This window comes from Cupriavidus consociatus (genome assembly GCF_017814975.1).
Lineage (GTDB): Bacteria > Pseudomonadota > Gammaproteobacteria > Burkholderiales > Burkholderiaceae > Cupriavidus > Cupriavidus consociatus.
In genome coordinates, this window is the sequence record NZ_JAGIQA010000024.1 from 1 (window position 1) to 15,996 (window position 15,996).

Consider the following 15,996-nt stretch of genomic DNA (forward strand, 5'->3'; position numbering starts at 1 on the left):
CGCGGCCCTTGGGTTTCAGGTCAATCCAGTAGAAGCCGCATGAACACAACCACCTTCACTTCTGTTTCTTGAGAGGGTTTACGGGGCCGGTCGTCAACGGCTTCGGCGCGAACGCCGGCGCGGCATCAGGCCCATAGGCCGCGCCGTAGCTGGCCGGGTTCAGGCGCAGCGTCAGCGCGCACACCAGCGCGGCGCAGCCGAGGTGGTACCACCAGCCCGCGGCAAAGCCGCCGGTATGGGCTTGCAGCATCGCGGTCAGCCACGGCGCCAGTGCCGCCAGCAGGAAGCCGCCGCCCTGCATCAGCGCGCTCAGCGCGCCGGCGCTGTCCGGGTCGGGCAGGTGGTCCAGCGCCACCACCAGGTACAGCGCAAAGCAGCCACCGAGCCCGGCGCCGCCGATCACGGCCCATGCGTAGGGCGCCGCGTCGGGCCAGAGTGCAAGCCCGGCAAAGCCGGTCACCTGCATCGCCAGCGCCAGCACCGTCCACACGCGCCGATCGATGCGCGGTGCCGCCAGCGCCGGCAGCAGCAGCGCCGCGCCGGCCTGCGCCACCGCCATCAGCGCCACCAGCGCGCCGCTGGCGGGTGCGCTCCAGCCGTGGCCCTGGTAGAACGGCGCCAGCCACGCCACCAGCGAGGCATAGCCGCCATTCATCACGCCAAAGCATCCCATCAGCAGCCAGGTGCGCGGCCGGCGCAGCAGGGCGCGCGCCGCGCCCGCGGACTGGCCGCGCGACGCCGCATGGTCCGGCAGCCGGTGGTTGCGCTGCGCGCGCGGCAGCGCCACCCAGGCCAGCGCCAGCGCGGCCAGCGCCGGCAGCGCCCACAGCGCCAGTGCCTCGCGCCAGCTGCCGGACAGCGCCGTCACGTAGGGAGAGAGTTGCGCGCCCAGCGCACCGCCGCCCATCAGCGCGGCCGAGTACAGCCCCATCACCGGAGCCACGCGGCCGGGGAATTCCTGCTTGACCAGTCCCGGGCAGGCCGACTGCACCACGGCCACGCCCAGCCCGCACAGCGCCGCCGAGGCGATCAGCCAGCCACCGTCGGTCACGCCGAGGCGCAGTGCGCAGCCCGTGCCCAGCAGTGCCAGCGCACCGAGCACCGCGTTGCGTGCGCCCAGGCGGGCACGCAGCGCGGGGCCGAAGAACGCGCCCACGCCCATCAGCAGCATCGGCAGCAAGGTCAGCCAGGCCATGCCCTGGTACGTGAGCCCGGTGCCGGCGCGGATCGACGGCGCGAGCGGTCCCACCGCGGTCAGGAACGGCCGCAGGTTCAGGCCGATGCCAGCCACGGCGGCCAGCACGAGCCAGCGTGCCGGCGCCCTGCCGGAGCGCGTGCATGCCGCGGCGGCGGCGAGATCGGGCGCCTGTGCCATGTCCGCCATGTCAGCCGCGCGGTGCGCGCGGGCCGTAGAGCTGGGCAGCGGACAGGTCTACCGGCACGCGCGCGAGCGGCAGCGGCGGGGGATCCAGCGGCAGGCGCAGCGCCTGGTAGGCGGCTTCGCTGGACAAGCCGTAGGGCGCGGCGTCGTGGTTGTCGAAGGCGTAGTAGACCGCCTGGACACCGGCCATGGTCATCGCAGCGAGGCACATCGGGCAGGGGTGGCCGCTGGCGTAGACCACGCTGCCGCGCAGGTCGGGACGGCCCAGCTTGCGCGCCGCGGCCCGCACCGCTTCCATTTCGGCGTGGGTGGTCGGGTCGTGGCTGTGCACGATGTCGTTGACGCCGGTGGCAACCGCCTGGCCGTCGATGGCCAGCACGGCACCGAAGGGTCGCCCGCCGCGGTCGCGGTTGGCCGCGGCAAGGCGCACCGCCTCCCGCATGAATTCCTGGTGAGTGGTCATGGTCTGTGCAGGGATCCTGATAAGTGAGTCCACGCTCGCAGTACTTGCGGCGTGGCAATCGGCAGGCTGCCCACTGTACGCGGGGGGTTGGTAATTCGGAAATTAAATGATGAAATCGCCGGCAGTGGAAAACCCAATGGAAAGCCGGCCATGCAGGACCCCCGACTCGATCCCGTGCTGTTGCAGAGTTTTGTCGCCGTGACGGAAAGCGGCAGCTTTACCCGCGCAGCGCAGCGCGTGCACCTGACCCAGTCCACCGTCAGCCAGCAGGTGCGGCGGCTTGAAGACCAGCTTGGCTGCGTGCTGCTGGACCGCGGCGGGCGTTACGTGGTGACGACGCCGGAGGGTGAGCGCCTGCTGGGCTACGCGCGCCGGCTGCAGCAACTGATGGCCGAGGCGGTCGGGCAACTGCGCCAGAGTGCCGGCCAGGGCGAGATCCGCATCGGCGTGCCCGAGGATTTTGCCGCGCGGCCGCTGACACCAGTGCTGGCGGGGTTTGCCGACGATTGGCCCGGGGTGCGCCTGGAAGTGACCAGCGGCATGAGCCACGAGTTGTGGCAGCGCTTCCAGGACCGCGAGCTCGACCTGGTGCTGGTCAAGCAGCGCGTAGCGCAGGCGCCGGGCATGGCCAGCTGGCCCGAGCCGCTGTGCTGGATCGACAGCCGCAGCCGCCCGGCGGTGGCGCGCGATCCGGTGCCGCTGGTAGCGTTTCCCGCCGGCGGACTGTACCGCGGCGAGATGACGCACGCGCTCGACGCCGGCGGGCGGCGCTGGCGCATCGCCTTCGTCAGTGCGAGCCTGGCGAGCATTCTGGCCGCGGTGGCCGACGGCCTCGGCATCACGCTGCTACCGCGGCGGCTGGCCACGGCGCATCACCAGGTGCTGGACGGCGGCGGCTGGCCGGCGGCCGTGCCGGACGTCGAGCTGAGCCTGCACGCGCAGCCCGACCTGCCAGCGCCGGCGCGCGACATGGCCGCACGCCTGGCCGCCTTGTGCGAGCGTGTCATGGGTTCCGGCGCGGCGGCGCCGGATGCCGGCTAGCGCAAGCGTCAGCCGAAGTATTCGTTGTAGTAGCGGGTGCAGGTGCCGGACGGCCGGAAGGTGTACGGCAGTTCGGCCAGCGCGGCGGCTTCGAGCGAGCCGAAGGGGATGTCCGGCGCGTTCAGGCTGGCCGCCTCGGTGGCGTCGGATGGATGGGCAGGATGCTGGGCGTGGGCTTGCGAAGTCATTTTCAGTACATCAAAAGGCCGGGCGGGCCGGCGATTGGCAACGCAACCATCCTAATGCGCCCGCGCGCCGAGATCAGCCCCCCTGCGTTGAACACACTGTTGCGCAATCGCGTCCAATCGGGGCGGCTTGCGTGACGTTGGCGGCGGATGAAGACAACTCGCCGGTTGCACCGACGCCTTCCTCGGCAAGGTCTATATTGGCCGAGGGGCACCACCGTGCGGTGCCCCGGCCGGGAATCCGCCGGCCAGCCAAACCGGGAGCGCGCCATGTCAGTCCCACCGTGCTTTGCCGATCGCCGCGAAGCCGGCCATTACCTTGGCCGCCGTCTGGCGGAGCTGGGCTTCGGCGCCGACAAGCTCGACCAGCCCGCGCTGGTGCTGGCGCTGCCGCGCGGCGGCGTGCCGGTCGCCTTCGAGGTAGCGCGTGCGCTCGGCGCGCAGCTCGACGTGCTGCTGGTGCGCAAGATCGGCGCCACCGGCTACCCGGAGCTGGCGCTGGGCGCCGTGGTCGAGGGCGATGCCGGCGGCGGCGGGCCGCATACGGTGGTGAACGATGATCCCTGGGCGCGCCGCGCGGTGGAAAGCGGCAGCTTCGATGCCGAACGCGGGCGCCAGCTCGACGAGATCGCCCGGCGCCAGCAGCGCTATCGCGGCGGCGCGCCGGTGCCGGCGCGGGCCGGGCGTACCGTGATCGTGGTCGATGACGGCGTCGCCACCGGAGCGACCATGCGTGCCGCATTGGAAGGCGTGCGCATGGCCGGCGCTGCGCGGGTGATCGCTGCCACGCCGGTCGGCGCGCAGGAAGGGCTCGCCAGCCTGGAGCAGGCGGCCGACGAGATTATCTGCCTCAATACACCACCCAACTTCGGCGCGGTCGGCTCCTTTTACCTGGATTTCACGCAGACCAGCGACGACGAGGCGCTCGGGCTGCTGCGCCAGGCGGCCAGCCCGCGCGCGGGCTGACGCGCCAGTCGCAGCGTCCGCATCAGGCCCGGGCGGCCAGGCGCCGCTTCAGGTGCGGCACCAGCCCCCCGGCGCCGAGGATTTCGCGCAGGAAATCAGGGATCGGCTCGCACGCCACCGTGCTGCCGTCGTCCAGGCGCAGCAGCGCCGTCTCCAGGTCCAGCGTCGCCCGGGCGCCGTCGGCCAGCCGGGCGACCTCCGCGCACACCAGCACCGGCAGTCCCAGGTTGATCGCGTTGCGGTAGAACAGCCCGCCGAACGACAGCGCCACCACCGCGCCCACGCCCAGCTCGCGCAGCGCCTGCGGCGCCTGCTCGCGCGAGGAGCCGATACCGAAGTTGGCGCCCGCTACCAGCACATCGCCCGCCCGCACGCTGCCTGGAAACTCGGGGCGCAGCGACGCCAGGCAGTGCCGCGCCAGCACGGGCAGCGGCGATTTCATCAGCACGGCGGGGGCCATGGCATCGGTGTCGACGTTGTCGCCGAAACGCCAGATGCGGCCGGCCGGGGCCGGGGTGGGGGCACTAGGAGCAGTCATGCAAAGGTCTGGCCCGCCCGCGCGGGGGCACGGGTCGGGTCGCGTCGTTATGTTTATGTTCTTATGGCAGCAAGGTGCGCGGGTCGGTAATGCGGCCGGTGACGGCGCTGGCGGCCACGGTCATCGGCGAGCCCAGCCACACCGCGCTGCCGGCATCCCCCATGCGGCCGGAAAAATTGCGGGCGGTCGAGGCGATGGCGCGGCTGCCGGCAGGGAAGCGCGCGGCGCCATAGCCAGCGCAGGCGCCGCAGGCGTTGGGCAGCAGGCTGGCGCCGGCCTCGGCCAGGATGGCGAGCGTGCCTTCGCGTTCGGCCTGCTGCTGGTCGCGGCGCGAGGCGGCGGCCACCTGCAGTGTGACGCCGGGCGCGACCCGGCGTCCGCGCAACACACGCGCGGCCATGCGCAGGTCTTCCAGCTTGGCGCCGGTGCAGGCGCCGAGGTAGGCGATCTGCACCGGCTCGCCGGCGGCCTGGTCGACCGGGGCGCTGTTGGCCGGCGAATGCGGCGCGGCCACCTGCGGCGCCAGCGCCGCGGCGTCGAAGCGGTGGTGCGCCAGCACCGGCGCCTGGGCGTCGGTGCGCCAGTGCGCCAGGTCGATCTGCGCCAGCACCTGCGCCGGCACGCCGGCCTGTGCCAGCCAGTCCAGCGTGACCGCATCGGGGGCGACCAGGCCGGTCTGCGCGCCGAGTTCGGCGCTCATGTTGGCCAGCGTCATGCGCTCCTGCATCGGCAGCGCGGCGACGGCGCTGCCGGTGTACTCGATCGCTTCGTAGCGCCCGCCGCCCAGGCCGAGCGTGGCGCACAGGAACAGGTTGATATCCTTGGCGCAGACTCCGGGTGCGAGCATGCCGTCCCATTCCAGCCGGATCGTATTCGGCACGCGCAGCCAGATCTCGCCGGTGGCCAGCACGCCGGCCATTTCGGTGGCGCCCACGCCGAACATATAGGCGCCGAACGCGCCGCCGGTCGGGCTGTGGCTGTCGCCGCCGACGATCAGGCGGCCCGGCAGCACGTGTCCGCGTTCGGGCAGCACCACGTGGCAGATGCCTTCGGCGTCGATCAGCTCGGCGCCGGCCTGGCGGGTCCAGTCGCGGGTGAAGCGCAGGATCGATTCGGCCTGGGCATCGCCGCCCGGCACGAAGTGATCGGTCACCACGACATAGCGCGACGGGTCCCACACGCTCACGCCGAGCTCCTGCAGCAGGGGCGCGACCCGGCGCGGGCCGCTGGAGTCGTGCGACATCGCCAGGTCGACCCGGCAGATCGCCACCGTGCCGATCTCGGCATAGTCCAGTCCGGCCGAGCGGGCGACCAGCTTCTGGGCCAGCGTCGCCGGCCTGGCCGTTGCATCAGGGCAAGGCGAGTCCGCGGGCACGCTCATTCCGGCGATGCCCCCGAATACTTGACCACCGAAGCCCAGCGCTTGACGTCTTGCTTGACGAAGGCAGCAAACGCCTCGGGCGTCATGCCAACCGGCTGCGCGCCGTCGTTTTCCAGGCGCTTGCGCACCCCGGGTGACTCCAGCCCCTTGCGCGCCGCCTGGTAGAGCGCCTGCGTGACTTCAGCGGGCATGCCGGCCGGCCCGAACAGGCCGAACCACGCGCTCGACTCGAAGCCCTTGACCGTCGCGCCGATCGGCGCCGCGCCCGGGAACTGGGGCATCGGCGCCGGGCTGGTTACACCCAGCACCTTGAGCTTGCCGGCGCGCACGTGCGGCAGCACGTTGATCGTGCTGGCGAACATCAGGTCGCACTGGCCAGCCAGCACGTCGGTCAACGCCGGCGCGGTGCCCTTGTACGGGATGTTGACGATATAGGTGCCGGTCATCATCTTGAACATGTCGCCGGCCATGTGCAGCGACGAGCCGACCGAACCGATGGCGAAGTTCAGCTTGCCCGGCTGCGCACGCGCCAGCCGGATCAGCTCGGGCACGTTGTTGGCCGGCAGCTTCGGCGTGGCCACCAGCACGCTGGGCACGGTGGCGACCAGCGTGACCGGCGTGAAATCCTGCACCGGGTCGAAGGGCAGCTTCTTGTACAGCGTGGCGTTGATGGTGTGGCTGGTGAAGCTCATCAGCAGCGTGCTGCCGTCTGGCGCGCTCTTGGCGACCAGATCGGCGGCGATATTGCCACCCGCGCCGGGCCGGTTCTCGACCACCACGGGCTGCTCCAGCAGTTGCGACATTTCCTGGGCGATGGTGCGCGCCAGCGTGTCGGTCGTGCCGCCGGCGGGCGCGCCCACCAGGATCCGGATCGGCTTGCCGCCGGCGACCTGGCCCTGCCCCTGGGCCGCCGCGCCAAGCGGCAGGATGAGCCCGCACGCGGCCAGCGCGGCAACCCGGCGCAGCGCGGTGCGGCGAGCGGGCACAGGCGGAGACTGACGGGTCGGGCTGGACGAATCCAGGCGGAACACTGGCATGACGACTCCTCGCTTGATGTGATCAGGAGTGCGCAGTATCGCCCGACTCGGGTGTCCGCGCATCCTTGCCTCGCGGCGCGCGGGCGAAATCAGTCGCGCAGGCCCGGGCGGGTTTCGCTTTCCACCCAGACGTTGGCACTGTCCACACCGGCGGGCGACAGCTCCATGCGGTATTCGTAGCGGTCGGGACGGTACTGGCCGAGCAGCAGTTGCACCGGGCGCCCGGCCTGGTCTTTCACCACGCGGCGCACCGCCAGCAGCGCGCCGCCCACGGGCACGTCCAGCAGCGGCGCCACCACCACGTCGGCCAGGCGTGCCGACAACACCTGGCTGGCACGGCCCAGCTTGACGCCGCCGGCTTCGAGCAAGCGCAGCACCGGCGTTTCCTCGAGCGCCTTGCGCGAGATCGGCCGGCCCAGCTCCGCAGGCAGGTAGACGGTGATATGCGACAGCGGCCGGTTGCGGTAGTGGCGCACCCGCACGATCTTGACCACGGGATCGCCCGGCTGGATCCCCAGCGACTCGGCAACGTCGGGCGTGGCGTGGACTTCGTCGATCGAGATCACCTTTACCGACGTCTTCTGGCCCATGTCGATGATGTTGTCGAGCAGGCTGGAGCCGCGTTCCTCGGTGCCCGTGGCGGGCCGTACCGGGTGCGGGTTGACGAAGGTGCCGAGCCCGCGATGGCGCCGCACCAGGCCTTCCTGCACCAGCCGGTCGAACACGCGGCGCATGGTCACGCGCGAGGCGTGGAACTGCTTTGCCAGGTCGATCTCTCCTGGCAGGGGACCCTGGCCGAAGCGTCCTTCAACGATCTGCTGGCGCAGTACCACGTAAATCTGGTGATACAGGGGAACGACGGCTTCACTCATGGTTTCCCTTGTGGAGAGATGACAAGTCTGTAATGCCTCTAATGTACTTTAAATCAGACATAGAGCCTAGCATGGATAGTGGCTGAGACGCTTCGGATACAGCGTCCGCGCGCGGCACTTCCCCTTTGCGTCAGGCCGGTGGCCGATCACACGTCGACCCCCTAGCGCGTGCAGGTGGCGCCGCGCCGGGGCCAGGCGGAGGTCCTTTGATAAACGCACCGATGACCGGAAGCGGGCGGCGAAAAACGGACATCGCGGCTATGTGAGGCAGCCCACATGGGAGACGGCGGCGGCACCTCACGGATCGTGTTTCAGGCCCGATACGTGGCATGGCGCTTCGGGCAATTCCTAGGTCTATCCGCAAGGCCTTGAAAACTAATAGGTTTTTTTACGGCCTTGACATTACCCCTGAGGCGCCTTGGGGGGCGCTGTCACAGCGGTGTGACATGTCGTTTGGCGTGCACAGCATGCAGGCCCCAATTGATGGCGCAAGCGGCCAGAAAGTTCCCCGGCTGGCACCGGGCAGGCCTTGTAATACAAGGGTTTGCCGACTCACGTGGCGAAGCTGGCACCGATTATGCGCTAGGGCTGGTCGGTTTGGCAGTTGCCGGACCTGAACCTCCAGCCGTCGTTCCGGACTTGAGCGCCGGCCGGAGGCTGAGCCGCAGTGACACTGTGAATACTCCTGGGAGCTAGGAATGAAAAAGACCTTACTGGCGTCGGCAATTGCCATGGCATTTGCAAGTTCCGCATGGGCAAATCCGACCAACAACAACGATGTAGTGCGAGGCGGTGGCGACAACAACCAGACGGCCACGGCAACCTCGACCCAAAGTGGTAGCGGTGCGGCGGCGAACGAGTACTCGAATGCCATCCAGGCGAACGACAGCAGCACGAACACCAGGACCACGACGGTTGCCGTCGACAAATCCAAGACAAACAACAGCTCCAACAACCGCACCAAGACCGATTCCGACAACCACCTGAAGTCAGTGGCGGCCGGGGTAGGTAGCGCCTCCGCCGTGGGCGGGGCCGCATCGTCGAGTATCTCCGACGCCTTCAACAAGACCACCGCCATTGCAGTGAGCAAGCTGAGCGGCGCGGTGACTGGCAACAATGTGCATCACATCGGCAACTATGCCTCGAACACTGGTAACGCCAACGCCGCCGGCTACGGTGGCAGGGGTGGCACGGGTGGCAACGGTGGTACTGGCCAGGGCGGTTCGGGCGGAGACGGTGCCGAAGGCGCAGTTGGTGCGCAGGCCTACGCCTCCAACGGCAGCGCCACGGCAGGTGACGCCAGGAGCGGAAACGCCAACGCCGGCGATGGCGGCAAGGGTGGCAAGGCCAGCAACTGGGGCGCCAATGGCGGCGATGCCTATGCGAAGGGCGGCAGCGCGCTTAGCGCGGCGGGCAGCAAGGGTGGCAGCGGCGGCGACGGCTACGGCAGGGGCGGCGGCGCACTGAGCGCCTCGCTCGGCGCGGGCGGTCGCGGCGGCAGCGCCGGCGCGATCGGTGGTGATGCCCTGGGTGCCAGCGGTGCGCTGGGCGGTCTTGCCGGTGCGGCTGGCGGCTCGGGCGGTTCGGGCGGCAATGCCAACGGTATGGGTGGCGACGCGGGTGGTGCAGGCGGTGCAGGTGCCGGCGCAACCGCGACCGGGACCAATACCGCTGGTGCTGGCTCTGGCACGGGCGGCGGCGCGGGCGCTACTGGTGGTGCGGGCGGCGCAGGCACCTCTTCCGCGAGTGCGACCGGTGGCGCAGGCAGCGGCACCGGCGCAGCCGGCGGCGCGGGCACCGCTGGCTCGGCGGCAACGGCCGGCGCGGGCACGGCAACTGGCGGTGCCGGCGGCACGCAGACTGCCACGGGCGGTGCAGGCGGCGCTGGTGGTGCGGCAGCCGCGGGCGCTGCTACCACGACGGCCTCGAACGGCAGCGCCACCGCCGGCGACGGCGGTAGCGGCGGCGCTGGTGGTAACGGCGGCGCGGCAACCGGTGGTACCGGTGGTGCGGGTGGTGTTGGCAACGGTGGCCAGGGCGGCACCGGCGGCGCGGGCGGCTATGTGGTCGTCAACGCGGGCACGTTCGACATGTCCAACCTGATGACCAGCGTCGGTCAGTCCGCAGCGGGCGTCATGATGGCGAGCCAGAACAGCGGCGCCGCCTCGCTGACGCAGATGAGCGTGAACGTGCAGGCCAACGTCAACGCCAGGTAAGGCGCGCGGCATCGGCCCGGCCTGAGCCTTGGTGCCAGGACGGGCCGGCACTTCGATACAGACAGGACCGGCTCCCGCACCCTGTGTGCGGGCGCCCGGCCCCTGTCCATGCCTACGCAGCCTAAATGTCTTCGCTGCCGCCCGGATGGGGGCGCGCACGGGACAGGGGAGGATGACACCATGCAATCGGTCCGCTTTGCCGTCGGGGCATTCGCGACGGTCCTGCTGGCCTGGCCAGCGCTGCAGGTTCGCGCGGAGCCGCCGGGGCTGGAAGCTGCCATGGCCGCAGCGCGCAGTGCCGCGGCAGGCACCCAGGAAGTGGCGGCAGATACGACGCAGCCCGCCGCAGTCAATCATTTGTTTGGCGGGGTGGCGAAAGCTGTACCCGTGTCTAAACTAGACGATATCCGCGGTGGCGCGGAAGTCACCGTCAACGATATGCGCTTGCACGGCACCGTCGCCGAAAACGCGGCGTGGGATGTCGTGTCGGGGGCAAACCGGATCACCGAAGGAGCGTTCGCCAACGCGGCCGGGATACCCACCGCGATCCAGAACTCCGGCAACAACGTGCTGATCCAGAACGCAACGATCGTCAACGTCCAGTTCAGACCATGAAGCTGCTGCGCAACCTGTTGGCGTCTGTACCGTTCCTGCTGGCAGCGGGGGCCATTCCCTGTGCCAGTGCCGCGGATGTGTATCTCTACGGTCCGGTCGGCGAACCCTACAGCGTCAGGGTCACCAGCGTTCGCGAAGCGCGCTTCAAGTCCACGATCCGGCAGCAATACGACTTCAGCTGCGGCTCGGCCGCGGTGGCTACGCTGCTGACCTACCAGTACGGCCATCCGATGAACGAGGCCACCGTGTTCCAGACCATGTACGTCAACGGCGACCAGGCAAAGATCCGCGCCGAGGGGTTCTCGCTGCTGGACATGAAGCGCTTCCTGGCTGCGCTCGGCTATGAGGCGGACGGCTATGAACTGCCGCTGTCCAAGCTCGAGGAAACGCAGATCCCGGCCATCGTGCTGATCGTGGAAAACGGCTACCACCATTTCGTGGTGGTCAAGGGTGTGAAAGGCAACCGCGTACTCGTCGGCGACCCCGCGCGTGGCACGCGAGCAATTTCACGCGAGCACTTCGAGAAGATCTGGGAGAGCCAGCTGTTGTTCGTGATCCACAACCGAACGGACAACGCTCGCTTCAACCTGGCCGCTGACTGGCGCCTCGCGCCAAGCGGTCCTTACTGGATGGGAGTCAACCGGGATAGCCTGTTCTTTACCGTCATGCCCAAGCATGGCGTTGGCGATTTCTGAGGAATGCATCATGTTGCAGACTTCCCTCCCGACCCCTGCAGCGCCTCGCACCGCCACGGCGGCGGCCGCGATGCTGCTCGGTGCGGGTCTGGCCTGTGCCGGCGTGGCGCATGCCAGTTCGCTACCCCAGCCCGACAGCCTCGACCCGTCGGCGCTGCCGTCGCAGGCCGCTTCTGCCCGCGACCGGGACCCTACACCCGTGGCTGCCGCTCGCGGCAGCATGGCCGGCTGGAAACCGGTCGCACATGACAAGCTCGACGAGATGCGGGGCGGCTTCGAGATGCCGGGCCTGCAGGTTTCGTTCGGTATCGAACGCGCGGTGTACATCAACGGGGCCCTGGTCGTTGCAACCAGCATTAACATCCCGGACGTCGGACGCATCACCGCGGACCAGGCGGCGCGCCTGGCGACGACGCTGGGCCCCGCCATCGTTGCTTCCACCAATGCCGCGGTCGATAGCGCGCTGGCGGGCCTCACGGGCGGCGCTGGCGGTTCTGCCGGTAGTTCGAGTGCCGGCAGTGCGAGCGCCGGCAGCGCGAGCGCTGGCAGTACCGGCGCCGCGGCGTCGGCCAGCGGAACGGCGGGGGCTGCTTCGGCCACGTCGGCTGCGGCCAATGGCGGCAGCGCCAGTGCCAGCGGTGCCGCGGGCGCGGCCGGCCTGCCCGCTACCGTGGTGACGACCGGCACGGGCCAGGTGGTGACCAATGGCTTGCTGAACGTGATCCAGAACGGCGCTGGCAACTCGGCCGCGGTGGGATCGCTGGCCGGCACGCCTGCCACGGTGATTCAGAACAGCATGGACAACCAGAGCATCCGGAGCCTGATGACAATCGACGCAGGCGTGAATACGCTGCAGGCTTTCCGGTCGCAATTGGCCAACGCAACGCTGCAGGATGCGTTGATGCGGGCCGCCAGCATGAGGTGATCGTAGCGAAGCAGCAGGCAGTACAGGTTGCGGGCTCCTGACCAACAGCCCGCCCGTCCCGGGGGAGGAAGACGTGATGAAGAAGCGGTCGATGCAGGGCATCCGGAATGCCGGGTGCTCGACGTTGCTGTTGCTCGGCGGCCTGGCGCAGGCCCAGACGCCGGATGCGGGGGGACCCGCGGCAGGCCTGGAAACGCTGCAAAGGGAGCTCGCCGAACAGGCCACCCAGCTCGACGCCATGAAGCGGGCGCTGGCCGAACAAGAGGCAGTCATCCGCGAGCTGCGCAGCGTCATCAGCAATGAGATACTGGCCACCAAGCGCGGCGGCCAGGGTGTCGGCGGCGGTGTGTCGCCGGCCAACAACGCCACCAATGCCGCCACCGCTGCGGCGGCGGCCAGCGCGGCGCAGAGCGCGCCCAACGCGGTCAACAACCCGCAGCAGATCACGCTGCAGCCGCCGCAGGATGTCGCCCAGGGCCCGCAGGCGGGCGAGTCAGCCAACCCGCAAACCGTGGCCGTGGAAGAACCCGTGGGCCGTCCGCCCGAGCGCGAGACCCGGCCCCCCGAGATCGCGCCGATCATCGACCAGCCGGGCGTGCTGACCGCGCAGGGCAAGCTGGTGGTCGAGCCTGGCTTCCAGTACGGCTATTCGTCCAACAACCGCGTGGCGCTGGTCGGCTACACGGTGATCCCCGCGATCCTGATTGGCCTGCTCGATGTGCGCGAGGTCAAGACCTCGACTTACATCCCGTCGATCGCGCTGCGCTATGGCGTGACCAAGCGCCTGGAAGTCGAAGCCAAGGTGCCTTACGTGAAAACCTCCGGCTCGACCATCAGCCGTGAAGTCTTCACCGGCACCGCCGTCGATAACGTCTTTAATGCCAGCGGCGCCGGCCTGGGCGATGTCGAGGCGACGGTGCGCTACCAGCTCAACTACGGCAACGAGAAGATGCCGTACTTCGTCGGCTGGCTGCGCTACAAGTCGGCCACCGGCAAGGATCCGTTCGAAGTGGTGACCGATTGCGTGACGCGCTGCGTGGGCAATACCACCGGCACCGGCCTGCCGCTCGGGTTGCCGACCGGCACCGGCTTCCAGGCAATCCAGCCGGGTATCACCTGGCTGCTGCCGACCGATCCGGCGGTGTTCTTCGGCACCTTCAGCTACCTGCACAACTTTGCGCGCGACAACGTCAGCCGCACCGTGCTCAATGGCCAGACGGAGAACCTGGGCAAGATCGCCCCGGGCGATATCTTCGAGTTCAGTTTCGGCATGGGCCTGTCGCTCAACGAGAAGGCGTCGTTCAGTATCGGCTACGACCAGGCCATCATCTGGCCGACCAAGCAGAACGGACAGACCGTGCCAGGCTCGGTGCGCATCACGCAAGGCACGCTGCTGGTGGGCTACTCGTACCGCTTCAACGACCGCTACACGCTGAACCTGTCGGTGGGTGCGGGCCTGACGCGCGACACGCCTGACCTGCAGGTCAACCTGCGCCTGCCGATCACTTTCTGAGGCGGCTTTTGCCGCGCTTTTCCAGGCGTCTTTTGCGCACGTGACGCGTGCCTTGCACCCGCAGGGCACGCGCACCAGTCACATGCGCGCGTGCGTGCAGAGCGCCCCCGCGGCTGCCTTGCGCTTGCCCCCCGAACGGCGTACAACGAAATAACCCCGCGCCGTCAGCGGTACTTTCTCACCCGGTCTACCCACACCATCGGCGCGGCCTGAACAAGGAGAGAGACATGCGCAAACGCATCTTCTGGTTGTTGCCCGACGTGGCAAGCGCCCGCCGCACCATGGACGACCTGCTGCTCGCCCGCGTCGAGAACCGCCGCATCCACTTCGTGGCGCGCGACGGCGAAGACATGACGGGCCTGCACGAGGCCAACCTGTTCCAGACCTCCGACATCGTCCATGCCGCGGAAATGGGCCTGGTGGTCGGCGGCGGCGTTGGCGTGGTTGCCGGCGCGGTGGTGGCGATGTTCCCGATCGTCAGCGATACGCCGCAGTGGGGCCTGGTCGGGGTGCTGGCGGTGCTCGGCGCGGTGTTCGGCGCATGGGCCGCGAGCATGATCGGCAGTTCTGCGCCCAACAGCCGCCTGCGCGCGTTCGAGAAGGACATCGAGGCGGGCAAGATCCTGCTGATGGTCGACGTGCCGCGCGGCCGCGTCGAGGAAATCGAAACACTGCTGCAGAACGCGCACCCGGAAGCCCGTTTCGCCGGCCTCGATCCGGCCGTGCCGGCCTTTCCCTGAGCCGTTTGCAGCAAGGCTTGCCGTCGCGACGGCAAAGGCTGTTCGCAGTCTCTCTCTCGCGCGCCCGCGCGGCGCGCCTTGACGCGCATCCCTTAGCGCGTAGGTGGCCACGCCGGAACCGCCGTCCGGTTCCGGTGTGATGCCGCTGCAACACTCCCCTCCCTCTTGTTTGCCCTGACGTGATGCATGCGGTAATTTGCGCAACGGCGCATAGCGCTTGCCGTGTGCACTGCCTCGTGCGCGCAACAGAAGAATGACATACAAGAGGGGACAACGATGAAGGCGAAATGGATCGCGTGCGGCGTGCTGGCCGCCACGCTGGGATGGGCCGCGCAAACCGCGCAGGCGGAAGCGGGTGTGACGCGCAACACCATCCGCATCGGCCAGTCGGCCGGCATCACCGGCCCGGTCGCCGGCTCGGTCAAGGAACAGATCGCCGGTGCGCAGGTATACCTGCGCGCCGTCAACGCCAGCGGCGGCGTGGCGGGACGGCGCATCGAACTGGTGACCTACGACGATGGCTTCGATGCCAAGCGCACGCCGGACAATGTGCGCAAGCTGCTCGACGAAGACAAGGTGTTCGCGCTGTTCATGGTGCGCGGCACGCCGCAGAACGAAAGCATCCTGCCGCTGGTGGCCGAGCACAAGGTGCCGCTGGTGGCGCCGCTGACCGGTGCGATCACGCTGCACCGGCCGGTGAACCGCTACGTGTTCAACGTGCGCGCCAAGTACCAGGATGAAGTCGCGCGCGCGATCAACCACCTGGCCACCACCGGCATGAGCCGGATCGGCATCTTCCACACCACCGACGGCTTCGGCCAGGACGTGCTCGAAGGCTATACCACCGCGCTGCAGGCGCGCGGCGTGCAGCCGGCGGCGGCCGTCAGCTTCGCGCGGCCGATGGGCGACATCAGCCAGGGCGTTGCCACCATGAACAAGGCCAACCCGCAGGCGGTGCTGGTGATCGGCTCGGGCTCGGAAGCCGCGCGCATCATCCGCGAACTGCGCCGCGCCGGCAGCCAGGCGCAGTTCGTCACGCTGTCGAACAACGCCGCCGATTCCTTTATCCGCGAGCTGGGCGACGATGCGCGCGGGCTGATCATCACGCAGGTGGTGCCAGGCACCAATTCCAGCCAGATGACCCTCGCCAGCGAGTACCGCAGCCAGGCGCGGCAGCAGGGCGTGGAGCCGTCCAACGCCGGCATGGAAGGCTTCATGTCGGCCAAGGTGCTGGTGGAAGGCCTGCGCCGCGCCGGGCCTGAGCCGACGCGCGAGCGCCTGGTCAGCGCACTCGAAGGCCTGCGCGACTACGATCTCGGCGGCATCCTGATCAGCTACAGCCCGACGCGCCATACCGGCTCGTCCTTCGTCGAGATGTCGATTGTCTCGTCCACCGGCAAGCTGATCCGCTGAGCGCGCGGGCGGGCG

At 69.3% G+C, this 15,996-nt stretch carries 16 protein-coding genes; 9 read left to right on the plus strand and 7 right to left on the minus strand.

Annotated elements, in window-relative coordinates; all coding sequences use genetic code 11:
- Positions 1–55: 55 nt before the first annotated feature.
- Positions 56–1,375 (minus strand): cyanate transporter, encoded by a 1,320-nt coding sequence (locus J8I82_RS27045; RefSeq protein ID WP_209761915.1) that lies wholly within the window; start codon positions 1,373–1,375, stop codon positions 56–58.
- 10 nt (positions 1,376–1,385) lie between these two features.
- Positions 1,386–1,844, minus strand: a complete 459-nt coding sequence (locus J8I82_RS27050) for a nucleoside deaminase (protein ID WP_209761916.1) — start codon at positions 1,842–1,844, stop codon at positions 1,386–1,388.
- A 150-nt stretch (positions 1,845–1,994) separates the two neighbouring features.
- Between J8I82_RS27050 and J8I82_RS27055 the strand changes: the two genes are divergently transcribed.
- Entirely contained in the window at positions 1,995–2,885 is an 891-nt protein-coding gene (locus J8I82_RS27055; RefSeq protein WP_209761917.1) for a LysR family transcriptional regulator, read from the plus strand.
- 8 nt (positions 2,886–2,893) lie between these two features.
- Here J8I82_RS27055 and J8I82_RS27060 read toward each other — a convergent pair whose 3' ends face one another.
- Complete coding sequence (locus J8I82_RS27060) at positions 2,894–3,073, minus strand: hypothetical protein (RefSeq protein ID WP_209762021.1); 180 nt, start codon at positions 3,071–3,073, stop codon at positions 2,894–2,896.
- A gap of 267 nt (positions 3,074–3,340) precedes the next feature.
- Here J8I82_RS27060 and J8I82_RS27065 point away from each other — a divergent pair, with 267 nt between their 5' ends.
- On the plus strand, positions 3,341–4,036 hold the full coding sequence (locus J8I82_RS27065; RefSeq protein ID WP_209761918.1) for a phosphoribosyltransferase: 696 nt from the start codon (positions 3,341–3,343) through the stop codon (positions 4,034–4,036).
- Positions 4,037–4,058: 22 nt separating this feature from the next.
- Here J8I82_RS27065 and J8I82_RS27070 read toward each other — a convergent pair whose 3' ends face one another.
- The 4 genes from J8I82_RS27070 to J8I82_RS27085 form a co-directional block, all read right to left on the minus strand.
- On the minus strand, positions 4,059–4,574 hold the full coding sequence (locus J8I82_RS27070; protein ID WP_209761919.1) for a LeuD/DmdB family oxidoreductase small subunit: 516 nt from the start codon (positions 4,572–4,574) through the stop codon (positions 4,059–4,061).
- 61 nt (positions 4,575–4,635) lie between these two features.
- Complete coding sequence (locus J8I82_RS27075) at positions 4,636–5,949, minus strand: 3-isopropylmalate dehydratase large subunit (RefSeq protein ID WP_432207870.1); 1,314 nt, start codon at positions 5,947–5,949, stop codon at positions 4,636–4,638.
- 2 nt (positions 5,950–5,951) lie between these two features.
- On the minus strand, positions 5,952–6,992 hold the full coding sequence (locus J8I82_RS27080) for a tripartite tricarboxylate transporter substrate binding protein (protein WP_209761921.1): 1,041 nt from the start codon (positions 6,990–6,992) through the stop codon (positions 5,952–5,954).
- A gap of 89 nt (positions 6,993–7,081) precedes the next feature.
- On the minus strand, positions 7,082–7,864 hold the full coding sequence (locus J8I82_RS27085; RefSeq protein ID WP_209761922.1) for a GntR family transcriptional regulator: 783 nt from the start codon (positions 7,862–7,864) through the stop codon (positions 7,082–7,084).
- 698 nt (positions 7,865–8,562) lie between these two features.
- Between J8I82_RS27085 and J8I82_RS27090 the strand changes: the two genes are divergently transcribed.
- The 7 genes from J8I82_RS27090 to J8I82_RS27120 all read left to right on the plus strand — a co-directional run bounded on the left by J8I82_RS27090 (position 8,563) and on the right by J8I82_RS27120 (position 15,981).
- Positions 8,563–10,080 carry a hypothetical protein gene (locus J8I82_RS27090; RefSeq protein ID WP_209761923.1) on the plus strand — a complete coding sequence of 506 codons (1,518 nt, stop codon included), beginning with the start codon at positions 8,563–8,565 and terminating at the stop codon, positions 10,078–10,080.
- Positions 10,081–10,260: 180 nt separating this feature from the next.
- The gene (locus J8I82_RS27095; RefSeq protein ID WP_209761924.1) at positions 10,261–10,695 is read left to right on the plus strand and encodes a hypothetical protein; all 435 of its coding nucleotides are present in this window, start codon (positions 10,261–10,263) and stop codon (positions 10,693–10,695) included.
- The gene (locus J8I82_RS27100) at positions 10,692–11,390 is read left to right on the plus strand and encodes a C39 family peptidase (RefSeq protein WP_209761925.1); all 699 of its coding nucleotides are present in this window, start codon (positions 10,692–10,694) and stop codon (positions 11,388–11,390) included. Before J8I82_RS27095 ends, J8I82_RS27100 begins: the two co-directional genes overlap by 4 nt.
- A 10-nt stretch (positions 11,391–11,400) precedes the next feature.
- Positions 11,401–12,315: a flagellin gene (locus J8I82_RS27105; RefSeq protein ID WP_209761926.1), complete on the plus strand. Its 915-nt coding sequence runs from the start codon at positions 11,401–11,403 to the stop codon at positions 12,313–12,315.
- A 76-nt stretch (positions 12,316–12,391) separates the two neighbouring features.
- Positions 12,392–13,828: an acetate kinase gene (locus J8I82_RS27110; protein WP_209761927.1), complete on the plus strand. Its 1,437-nt coding sequence runs from the start codon at positions 12,392–12,394 to the stop codon at positions 13,826–13,828.
- Between the two features lie 227 nt (positions 13,829–14,055).
- Positions 14,056–14,568: a DUF1269 domain-containing protein gene (locus J8I82_RS27115; RefSeq protein WP_133097127.1), complete on the plus strand. Its 513-nt coding sequence runs from the start codon at positions 14,056–14,058 to the stop codon at positions 14,566–14,568.
- A 276-nt stretch (positions 14,569–14,844) separates the two neighbouring features.
- The gene (locus tag J8I82_RS27120) at positions 14,845–15,981 is read left to right on the plus strand and encodes an ABC transporter substrate-binding protein (protein ID WP_209761928.1); all 1,137 of its coding nucleotides are present in this window, start codon (positions 14,845–14,847) and stop codon (positions 15,979–15,981) included.
- Positions 15,982–15,996: the final 15 nt, after the last annotated feature.

What these genes read in the sequence shown, in the direction of transcription:
- J8I82_RS27085 (WP_209761922.1), bottom strand. Translation starts at nt 7,864, where the DNA reads ATGAGTGAAGCCGTCGTTCCCCTGTATCACCAGATTTACGTGGTACTG.
- J8I82_RS27060 (WP_209762021.1), bottom strand. Translation starts at nt 3,073, where the DNA reads ATGACTTCGCAAGCCCACGCCCAGCATCCTGCCCATCCATCCGACGCC.
- J8I82_RS27050 (WP_209761916.1), bottom strand. Translation starts at nt 1,844, where the DNA reads ATGACCACTCACCAGGAATTCATGCGGGAGGCGGTGCGCCTTGCCGCG.
- J8I82_RS27110 (WP_209761927.1), top strand. Translation starts at nt 12,392, where the DNA reads ATGAAGAAGCGGTCGATGCAGGGCATCCGGAATGCCGGGTGCTCGACG.
- J8I82_RS27105 (WP_209761926.1), top strand. Translation starts at nt 11,401, where the DNA reads ATGTTGCAGACTTCCCTCCCGACCCCTGCAGCGCCTCGCACCGCCACG.
- J8I82_RS27080 (WP_209761921.1), bottom strand. Translation starts at nt 6,992, where the DNA reads ATGCCAGTGTTCCGCCTGGATTCGTCCAGCCCGACCCGTCAGTCTCCG.
- J8I82_RS27115 (WP_133097127.1), top strand. Translation starts at nt 14,056, where the DNA reads ATGCGCAAACGCATCTTCTGGTTGTTGCCCGACGTGGCAAGCGCCCGC.
- J8I82_RS27100 (WP_209761925.1), top strand. Translation starts at nt 10,692, where the DNA reads ATGAAGCTGCTGCGCAACCTGTTGGCGTCTGTACCGTTCCTGCTGGCA.
- J8I82_RS27070 (WP_209761919.1), bottom strand. Translation starts at nt 4,574, where the DNA reads ATGACTGCTCCTAGTGCCCCCACCCCGGCCCCGGCCGGCCGCATCTGG.
- J8I82_RS27065 (WP_209761918.1), top strand. Translation starts at nt 3,341, where the DNA reads ATGTCAGTCCCACCGTGCTTTGCCGATCGCCGCGAAGCCGGCCATTAC.
- J8I82_RS27055 (WP_209761917.1), top strand. Translation starts at nt 1,995, where the DNA reads ATGCAGGACCCCCGACTCGATCCCGTGCTGTTGCAGAGTTTTGTCGCC.
- J8I82_RS27095 (WP_209761924.1), top strand. Translation starts at nt 10,261, where the DNA reads ATGCAATCGGTCCGCTTTGCCGTCGGGGCATTCGCGACGGTCCTGCTG.
- J8I82_RS27090 (WP_209761923.1), top strand. Translation starts at nt 8,563, where the DNA reads ATGAAAAAGACCTTACTGGCGTCGGCAATTGCCATGGCATTTGCAAGT.
- J8I82_RS27120 (WP_209761928.1), top strand. Translation starts at nt 14,845, where the DNA reads ATGAAGGCGAAATGGATCGCGTGCGGCGTGCTGGCCGCCACGCTGGGA.
- J8I82_RS27045 (WP_209761915.1), bottom strand. Translation starts at nt 1,375, where the DNA reads ATGGCACAGGCGCCCGATCTCGCCGCCGCCGCGGCATGCACGCGCTCC.